The following is a 9,367-nucleotide window of genomic DNA, read 5'->3' as shown; positions in this document are numbered from 1 at the left end:
GATCCGAGAACCGCTCTCCCGTCGACGACTTCACCTGCCCAGGCCTTGGCACAACCCACCCAACGACCGAACCCCACCAAAGTCACTGGTATTGGGTCTAGCGGCCGTAGTCCCGGCCGACGACCAGGGGCTGTCCGGCGGCGTCCGCGCTCGCGAGGTCGCGGCCGGCGTCGACGCGACCGTGCACCGTGTACTGGTAACACGGGAAGCGGATACAGACCACCGGATGGCTCACGCCGTGGAGCACGTCGAACCCGGTGCGGTTGGCGATCGACAACACCGGAGCGGTGATCGTGTACCCGGCGTCCTGGCGTTCCTCGATCATCCGCGCGGGCACGACGGTCCGCGTCCCGGTCAGGTTCTGTCCGCTGTAGACGCAGAGACTGCCCGTGGGGCAGGAGGCGGTGTCCGCGACGTCCGCCCGTGCGGTCGGGGCAAGCGTGAGCGCGCCCAGGACGGTGGCCGCGGCGGCGGCCGCGGCCGTGGTGGCGAGTTTGCGAATCATACGAGTGTCCTCACTCCTGAATGGGTCCGAACGGTTATGCGTCGGTTTTCCGCCGGTTGATCGGCGGGCTCCGACGCAGGCAACGCTCTCGCATCGACAGCGGTGCGTGAAACCCCATTTACGGACAGTGGCGACCCGCGTTGTTTCGGCCGTGTTACCGACCACCGACACCCGTCGCGAACAGGAAGGTAATCATTCGACTACGGGCGGTGAGCCCCGGGAAATCGGCCTCTCGGGGAACGCGGGGGATCGCCCCGCGCCCTCGCGTCGAGGCCGGAATACGACCCTCCACCCCGTCGATCTCGGACACGACCCCATGGCCGAATCGCCACGGTCACCGCCGCGTCCGCCGCGGATCGCCGCCGGACCCGCTCCCGCCGGCCATGTCGGGAGTGGGTCCCCCGGAGCAGGGCAGGCATCCGCCCGATCGAGCGGGACCCGGATCGGGTCCCGCGCAGTTCTCGGCGTCGAGGCGGGGCGGGTGCGCGTGATGAGGACCTGCATTTCCGGAATCCGGCGGCTTCCGGGGCCGGTGCCCGATGCGTGAGTCGATCGCCTACGACGGCGCACCGGGGACGACCCGCCGGGCCCGCGCCTTCGCCGGGTGCTTCCTGGAACGGGCCCGGGCGATCGGGGACGTCCCGATCACCACGCGGGCCGCGGAGGTGGTCCCGCTCGTGGTCGACGAGTTGATCGCCAACGCCGGCCGATACGCGCCGGGGCCGTGCCTGCTGGAACTGGAGATCACCGGCCACGACCTGCACGTCACGGTGTCGGACGGCACGCCGACCGTGCCCGTACCGCGCGGCCGGGACATCGACCGCGTCGGTCGGCACGGCCTGGAGATCGTCCGCGCCCTGTGCGCGGGCTTCGCGGTCGAACGAAACGCCGCCGGCAAGCGGGTCCGCGCCCGCATCCCGCTCACCTGACCGCGGCCGGCCACGGCCGGTCCCCCGGAACGGCGTCGCACCCCATCGCGCCCCGTCGCGCCCCGTCGCGCCGCACTCCGCCCGACCCGCCGCGCCCGACCCCCGTCGGGGATCGAATCGACCGGAACGTGGCCGACGATCGGGTAGATTCGACCCGTTTCCCGCGTCACCGTTTTCCCCGCGAGAGGTCCCGACCGATAGCGGTCCCGCCGACCGCCCCGCACCGCTCGCCCCGGCCCAGGAGCAGGATGCCTCGCCACGTGGATCGTCCCTCGAACGGCGCGGGAGCGCTCGGTGCGTTGATCCGGGCCGGTGCCGCGGCCCCGCTGGAGCAGCTCCCGGACCTGATCGACGCACACGCGCGGTCCCTGGGCCTGGGCCGCGCGCTCGTGTATCTCGTCGACGTCCGGCAGGACGTGCTGCGCCTGCTCCCGCGCACCGCCCCCGAACCCGCCGACGACCGGGACGCGCCCCCCGCCGAACTGCGCGTGGAGGCCACGGTGGCCGGACGCGCGTTCCAGAGCGTCGAGCCGGTCGAGACCGCGACCGGCCCGGACGGCACCGAACCCGACGGCACCGAACCCGACGCCACCGAACCCGCGGATCCGCGCGTGCCCCGGCTGTGGCTGCCCTTGCTCGACGGCGCCGACCGCCTGGGCGTGCTGGGCCTGGCGGCCGAGCACATCGACGACGACGTCCGCGAGCACGCCGGGGACCTCTCCCGGGTTCTGGCACTGCTGCTGGTGAGCCGACGGGCGTACGGCGACGCGTTCGCGCGGCTGACCCGTACCCGCCGCATGGGCCTGGCCGCCGAGTTGCAGTGGTCGCTGATGCCGCCGGGATCCTTCGCCGACGAGCACATCACCGTCAGCGCGGCCATGGAACCCGCCTACGAGATGGGCGGCGACGCGTACGAGTACGCCATCGAGAAGGGCCGCACCGCGCACCTGGCCGTGTTCGACGCGATGGGCCACGACACCGCCGCGAGCCTGACCGCGGCACTGGCCCTGGCCGGATGCCGCAACAGCCGCCGCCGACAGGCCGGCCCGACCGCCACCAGCGAGGCGATCGAGGCCGCCCTGCTGGACCAGTTCGGCCGCAGCCGCTACGCCACCGCGATCCTGGCCGAGCTGGATCTGCGCTCGGGTCTGCTGACCTGGGTCAATCGTGGGCACCATCCGCCGGTGGTGATGAGAAACGGGAAATGGGTCGCCACCCTCGACCGTCCCCCCGCCCACCCGATGGGCACCGACCTGGGCCTGCCGGTCGTCGAGTACACCGAGCAGCTCGAACCCGGCGACTGGCTGCTGCTGTACACCGACGGAGTGACCGAGGCGCGCAACCCCCGCGGCGAGACCTTCGGCCTGGACCGATTCGTCGACTTCGTCATCCGCCGGATCGCCGACGCCCTACCCGCGCCCGAGACCCTGCGTCGCCTGATTCGCGCGATCCGCGACTACCACGAGGACCACCTCCAGGACGACGCCACCATCCTCCTGCTCCGTTGGCACGGCCCCACCGCGACCTGACCACGTCCGCGACCGCCGCGACGTCGTCCTCGGGGACGGGGCACCCGTGCCCGGCCGGCTCGGTCCTCGCGGGCCGCCCGCCGCGAACGCCGCCGACCGGACGATGGACACCGTGCGGCTCGGGAAAGCACGGGGACCACCACCCACCCACCCGGCCAAGGTGCGCAGCTCGGCGGGAGGCTCAGCGCGAGTCCGCCTCGCCGTCGGTGCCCCCCGCCGCGCGGGCCGCCTCCAGACGGGCGCTCGGCAGGCGGAACGGTGAGCAGGACAGGTAGTCCACGCCGGCCTCGTGGAAGAAGTGGATCGACGCGGGGTCCCCGGCGTGTTCACCGCACACCCCGATCCGCAGGTCGGGCCTGGCCCGCCGGCCCTCGTCGACGGCCAGTCGGACCAGGCGGCCGACGCCGTCCCGGTCGATGCTCTCGAACGGCGAGACGGCGAGGATGCCGCGCTCCAGGTAGGCGGCGAGGAAGGACGCCTCGGCGTCGTCGCGGGACAGGCCCCACGTGGTCTGGGTCAGGTCGTTGGTGCCGAACGAGAAGAAGTCCGCCGTCGGCGCGATGCTCCCGGCGGTGAGCGCGGCCCTGGGCAGCTCGATCATGGTGCCCACCGGACAGCGCACCGGCAGCCCGGCGGCGCGGCCGACCTCGTCGAGTACACGTTCGACCTCCTCGCGTACGACGCGCAGTTCCTCGACCGTGGCGACCAGCGGGATCATGATCTCCGCCCGCGGATCGCCGCCCGCCCGCAGCCGGGCGACCACCGCCTCGCCGATCGCGCGTACCTGGGTGGCGATCAGGCCGGGAACCGTGAGCGCCAGGCGTACCCCGCGCAGGCCCAGCATCGGGTTGGCCTCGCGCAGGCGCTCGATCGCCTCGTGCACGTGCACGTCGTGCGGCGCGGGCTCCCGGCCCAAGGCGCGTGTGCGGGCCAGCCGGACCGCCGAGTCGGTGTGGTCGGGCAGGAACTCGTGCAGCGGCGGGTCGAGCAGCCGGATGGTCACGGGCAGGCCGTCCATCGCCGCGAGGATGTCGGTGAAGTCCGCGCGCTGGAGCGGCAGCAGCGCGTCCAGCGCGTGCCGCCGGTCGGCGTCGGTGCGGGCCAGGATCAGGTCCTCGACCAGCGGGCGCCGGGTGCCGAGGAACATGTGCTCGGTACGGCACAGACCGATTCCCCGGGCGCCGAAACGCCGGGCCCGGGCCGCGTCCTCGGCCGTGTCGGCGTTCGCCATGACCTGCAACCGCCGTACCTCGTCGGCCCGGTCCAGGAAGCGGGCGACCGCCTCGACCACGCCGGCGGAGCGCGCGCCGGTCTCCAGGTAGCGGGTGACCGGCGAGGGCACCAGGGGCAGCGCGCCCAGGTACACGGTGCCGGCCGTACCGTCCACCGAGACCACGTCGCCCACCTCGACGACGGTCCCGTCGGCTCCGGTGCAGCGCCCGCCCTCGATGTCGATGTCCAGGTCGGCCGCGCCGCACACGCAGACCTTGCCCATGCCCCGGGCGACCACCGCGGCGTGGCTGGTCTTGCCGCCCCGCCCGGTCACCACGGCCTCGGCCGCGATCATCCCGGGCAGGTCGTCCGGGCTGGTCTCGTGGCGGACCAGCACGACCCGCTCGCCGGCCGCGGCCCGCCGGGTCGCCTCGGCGACCTCGAACACCACCGCGCCGACCGCGGCCCCCGGCGAGGCCGGGATGCCGTGCGCCAGCGGCGCGGCGTCGCCGTGCGCGTCGAAGCGCGGGAAGGTGAGCTGGTCCAGTTGCCCGCCGTCGACCCGCGAGAGTGCCTCCGACCAGGTGATCGTGCCCTCGTCCACCAGCGCGCAGCCGATCCGGAAGGCGGCCTCGGCGGTGCGTTTGCCGACCCGGGTCTGCAGGATCCACAACCGGCCGCGCTCGATGGTGAACTCGACGTCGCACAGGTCGCGATAGTGCGTTTCGAGCTGCCGCAGATACTCGGTCAGGCGCGCGTACGCGGCCGGATCCAGCCCCTCCAGGGCCTGGAGCGGCAACGCGTCCCGGACGCCGGAGACCACGTCCTCGCCCTGGGCGTCGGGCAGGTAGTCGCCGTAGACACCGGCGCGCCCGGTGCCGGGGTCGCGGGTGAACGCGACGCCGGTGCCGGAGTCCGGTCCGGAGTTGCCGAACACCATCGCCTGCACGGTCACCGCGGTACCCAGGTCGTCCGGGATGTGCTCGCGTCGCCGATAGACCCGGGCCCGCTCGCCGTTCCAGGACCGGAAGACCGCGAGCACGGCGCCCGCGAGCTGCTCGCGCGGATCCTGCGGGAACTCCTCGCCGGTGTCCTCGCGCACGATCGCCCGGAACTCGTCGACGATCGCGGTCAACTCGCGTACGTCCAGCCCCAGGTCGTCCGCCGCGCCCAGGCGCAGCCTGCGCCGGGTGAGCACGTCCTCGAAGCGCGCCGGGTCCACGCCCAGCACGGTGGTGCCGTACATCTGCACGAGTCGGCGATAGGAGTCCCACGCGAAGCGTTCCCGGCCGCGGGCCTTGGCGAGGCCGAGCACGGAGGCGTCGTTGAGGCCGACGTCGAGGATCGTGTCCATCATGCCGGGCATGGAGAACCGGGCACCCGATCGCACCGACACCAGCAACGGGTCGTCGGGTCGGCCCAGGCGTCGCCCGATCGACGCCTCCAGGCGGGCCAGGTGGTCGGCGATCTCGCCTTCCAGTTCGGCCGGCGGCGCGCCCGTGCCCAGGAACACCCGGCAGGCGTCGGTGCCGATCGTGAAGCCGGGCGGCACCGGCAGCCCCAGCCGGGTCATCTCGGCGAGGTTCGCGCCCTTGCCCCCGAGCAGCGCGGCCTGCTCCCGGGAGCCTTCGCTGAAGTCGTACACGTACGCGCTTGCCATCGGCATCCCTTCCCGCACAGCGGACCGCCTCGGCTGTCTCTCAGGGTAACGCCGGGCGAAGGACCACCGCAGGCCGCGATCCGGCCACGATCGGGCCGCCCGTACCGGGGCGAGCACCGCCCGATGTCGCCGCGCCGGCCGACTCTCTCGCCCTCGACTTCGGCTTCGGTCTCGGCCGACGCCGGGATGGATCGGCGCGTCGGTGCGTGGCCGCGTCCGCGACCCGCCCGGGGTGGTCGGTCCCGGGCGCGGTCGTGGGTGTGCGTGCGGGTTCGTGGCGGATGGGTCGTTCGGTGGGGGTCAGCCGCTGGTCAGGCGTAGTACCAGGTTGGCTCGGTCGATGGCTTCCAGAACCGGGCCCGGTGCGACCTCGGCGGCGTGGGCCTCCTCGGCCAGGGTCTCGGGATCGGCGCGGGCCAGGTCGGCCACCGTGCGATCGCCGAGCAGGTCGGCCAGTCGGGCGGTGCGGGCGACGCCCAGGAGCGTGCGGGCGGGCATGGCGCGGACGGCCTCGGGGTCGTCCGCGGCCATGACCTCCTGGGCGTGCGACGAGGAGAAGGCGTGCGCGAGGGCCTGTCGGGTCACCTCGGTCCAGCCGGTGGGCCGGTCCCGGCCGGGCTGCCCGCAGTAGAAGCCGTAGCCCCCGAAGGAGGCGGTGAAGCGACGGTTGAGCAGTTGGTCGACGGTCAAGGTGCCGTCCGCGGCGACGGTGAAGTCGGCCAGCACCACCCAGGGTTGGGTGGGGCACGGCGGGCACGGGCGGGTGCCGGTCTCCGAGATCCGGGACGAACAGCCCACGGTCTCCTCGCGCGGCACGTACTCGCCGCTGACGTAGATGTCCGGCAGGGCGTCCAGGACGCCGAGGCTGAACCCTTCGCGGACCCGGCTGTACTCGCACGCGGTGTCCTCGCAGCCGCAACCGGCCGCCGCCACCGGCGCGGTGAGGCACTCGTCGTAGCGCACCGCGAGGTAGTAGGTGCGCCCGGGTTCGCGGCGCTCGCGCACCGGCGCGCACCACGGGTCGGTCGGCGGCGGACATCCGTCGGCGCCGCCGGGCAGCGCGTCGCGTACGTCCACCCTGACCCGGTGGTCGACCACGATCTCGTCGCCGTACGGACCCAGCACATAGCCGGGCGAGACGTCCAGCAGCCACGGCAGTCGGCCGCCGTCGCCGTAGCGGACCGTGCGTACGGTCACCCCGCACACCACACCCCACCCGTGCAGCAGCCGGTTGTGCCGGCGCATGCGGTCCAGCAGCCACACGCCGGTCTGGGCCAGGTCCTCGGGGCCGACGAGTTGGCCGCCGAACCAGCGCGGGCGCAGCCGCCCGGTCGCGTTCCGCGCCAGGCAGTCACCGCATCCGCACGTGGAGGAGGTCTCGCCCCCGCCGTCGCAGCCGCAGCCGCAGCCGCCGTGTCCGGCCACTGCGGCGGGCCGGATCGTTCGTTCGTGCACCGTCAACGTCCCTCAGCTCCTCGGTATGCGTCGTCTCGGTGGCGCCCGGTGTCCCGATTCCCGGGCGGGCGGCACCCGTGCGATCCCGTCGGCCGGCGCAGCGCGCCGGTTGCGGCACTCACTCCGGCGCCACCTCGAAGACGAGGTGCACGAACCCGCCGGGGTCCCCGTCGAAGAGTTCGGCGTCGACGCTCGACCGGGCGCCGAGGGCGGACACCGGCCGGGCCGGGGACAGGACCTGCTGCCCGGACCAGATCGAGAAGAGCGTGTGGTTGTCCAGGGCGGTTCCGAGGAAGTCCGCGTCCAGCGGCAGCGCCGGCTCGTCCGCGCCCACCGGCGGCACCGGAGCCGCGGCCGAGGAGCGCACCTGGAGCAGGAACATGGCGGCCGGTTCGCCGGCGTCCGGAAGCCGCACCCCGTCCACGCCGAACGTGTACGTCACCGCGTCCCCCCGCGAATCGCCGCGGGTGCCGGGGCCCAGGTCCAGGTGCCGGAAGCCGGCGAGTTCGTCCCCGTCCCGCAGGGCCTGGAACAGCCGTACCCAGCCCTGCGGTTCAGCCGACGCGGGGTCGGCCAGGGCCCGGTCCACGGTGAGTTCGACGTGCGGTCGGCGGGTGAAGCGCGTCCAGTCCCGGCGCGGTGGACCGGCCGGATCCAGTCGCGCGGCGCCCTCCGGCCACACCCGCAGCAGCCTCGGCCCGTTCTCCACCCGCACGGTCGGCGGGGGCGGCGGCGCGAACACGTGCAACTCGCCGCCCTGCGTCCCGTTCCCGGACGGGAACGGCGGTACCACCGCGAGCGGCGCCCGCTCGACGAGGTCGGCCAGGGCGGTGTCCTTGGGTGCGCCGGGAGTCATCGCCCACATCGTGTCGCGATCGGCCGCGGTGAGCCCGGTGCCGACCAGGTCGGGGTCCAGCGCCAGGCCGTCCGGGTCCTGAGCGCGCGGCGGCCCGGCGGCGGGCACCCGGGAGGCCACCACGAACACCGTCTGGGTCAGCAGGCCCTCGCTCTTGAGCCCAACCGTGTACGCCACGCCCTCGCCGTTGGGCGGCACACTCACGTGGGTGAAGGCGCCGCCGGCCCGGGTCAGCTTCAGTCGTTGCACACCCGTGTGGTCGAGCTGCCACACACCCACCCACGGGTCCGGGGCGTCGAACGCGGCGTCGGCGAGTTGCCGGTCGAAGGCGACCTCCAGGCGCTTCTCGGCGACGAAGGCGCGCCACGTCGCGGGCGTCGCGTCGGTGCCGACCCGCGGCCACAGCCCGGTGATCCGGGGCGGCAGGGTGCGGCCCGTGCAGCACGCGTCCACCCGTTCGGCCAGGCACATCAGCAGGTCGAACAGGACCCGGTTGGAGTAGACGACCGGCCGCGCGGTCACCGTGTCCAGGTCCGGCTCGCGCTCCGGCGCGTAGGTGATCGTCGCCAGGACCACGCAGTCGTCGGCGCGGTCGCACTCGTGCTCGAGAGTGTCGGCGACCCGCTCGCGGCGGTCGAAGTCCTCGCCGTGCCGGTCCGGGAAGATCGCCGCGCACTGTTCCTCGCTCAGGCCGACCGGGTCCGGTTCGCCGGCGGTGACCCGGATCGAAAACCGTTCCAGGGTCAGCGACGGGACGCACTCCTCGCGGACCTCGCAGTCGACCACCGGGCTGCGGACGAACTCGGTGCCGCACTCGTGCCGGCACAACACGATCGCGACCGTGCCGTCGTGGACCGGGTCGCCCTCGGGTTCGCCCGCGCAGTCGGTGGGTTGGTACGGCTCGTCGACGCGGACCGGGCGGTCCACCACGATCAGCCGGCCGTGGCCGTCCACCGCGACGCCGGGGCAGACGGTCAAGCCGCCGTCGGTGTCCGTCTCCACGTCCAGTCCGCACAACACGCCGGGGCCCAGGCCCAGCCGGGCCAGGGTGGCGGAGGTCCGTCGGTGGTAGGCCTGTTCGAGCTGCCAGTGCCGGACGTCCATCAGCTTGCCCGGGTAGAAGCGGTTGCGGACCGGCGGCGCGGGGGCCGCGTCCTCACCCCCGTCGCAGCCGCATCCCGTGTCCGCCGCGTGGTCCTGACGGTGCTGACTCACTTGTGC

General features: G+C 73.8%; 6 protein-coding genes. 2 read left to right on the top strand and 4 right to left on the bottom strand.

Features of this window, described 5'->3' with window-relative positions; genetic code table 11:
* Window positions 1–97: 97 nt before the first annotated feature.
* Entirely contained in the window at window positions 98–505 is a 408-nt protein-coding gene (locus ACWCPW_RS47890) for a peptidase inhibitor family I36 protein (RefSeq protein WP_331771670.1), read from the bottom strand.
* A 539-nt stretch (window positions 506–1,044) separates the two neighbouring features.
* Between ACWCPW_RS47890 and ACWCPW_RS47885 the strand changes: the two genes are divergently transcribed.
* Together ACWCPW_RS47885 and ACWCPW_RS47880 are read left to right on the top strand one after the other, a co-directional pair.
* Window positions 1,045–1,434, top strand: coding sequence for an ATP-binding protein (locus ACWCPW_RS47885; RefSeq protein ID WP_449767946.1), 390 nt, complete (start codon window positions 1,045–1,047; stop codon window positions 1,432–1,434).
* A gap of 260 nt (window positions 1,435–1,694) precedes the next feature.
* The gene (locus tag ACWCPW_RS47880) at window positions 1,695–2,963 is read left to right on the top strand and encodes a PP2C family protein-serine/threonine phosphatase (RefSeq protein ID WP_449767945.1); all 1,269 of its coding nucleotides are present in this window, start codon (window positions 1,695–1,697) and stop codon (window positions 2,961–2,963) included.
* A gap of 181 nt (window positions 2,964–3,144) precedes the next feature.
* Here ACWCPW_RS47880 and ppdK read toward each other — a convergent pair whose 3' ends face one another.
* The 3 genes from ppdK to ACWCPW_RS47865 form a co-directional block, all read right to left on the bottom strand.
* A complete protein-coding gene (gene ppdK / locus ACWCPW_RS47875) occupies window positions 3,145–5,835 on the bottom strand; it encodes a pyruvate, phosphate dikinase (RefSeq protein WP_449767944.1) in 2,691 nt (896 codons plus the stop codon).
* A 300-nt stretch (window positions 5,836–6,135) separates the two neighbouring features.
* Window positions 6,136–7,290, bottom strand: coding sequence for a hypothetical protein (locus ACWCPW_RS47870; protein WP_449767943.1), 1,155 nt, complete (start codon window positions 7,288–7,290; stop codon window positions 6,136–6,138).
* A gap of 118 nt (window positions 7,291–7,408) precedes the next feature.
* Window positions 7,409–9,361 (bottom strand): hypothetical protein, encoded by a 1,953-nt coding sequence (locus tag ACWCPW_RS47865; protein ID WP_449767942.1) that lies wholly within the window; start codon window positions 9,359–9,361, stop codon window positions 7,409–7,411.
* Window positions 9,362–9,367 lie beyond the last annotated feature (6 nt).

This window comes from Embleya sp. NPDC001921 (assembly GCF_053594475.1).
The sequence above is the reverse complement of the archived record's forward strand: the minus strand, read 5'-3'. Positions and strand labels throughout refer to the sequence as shown.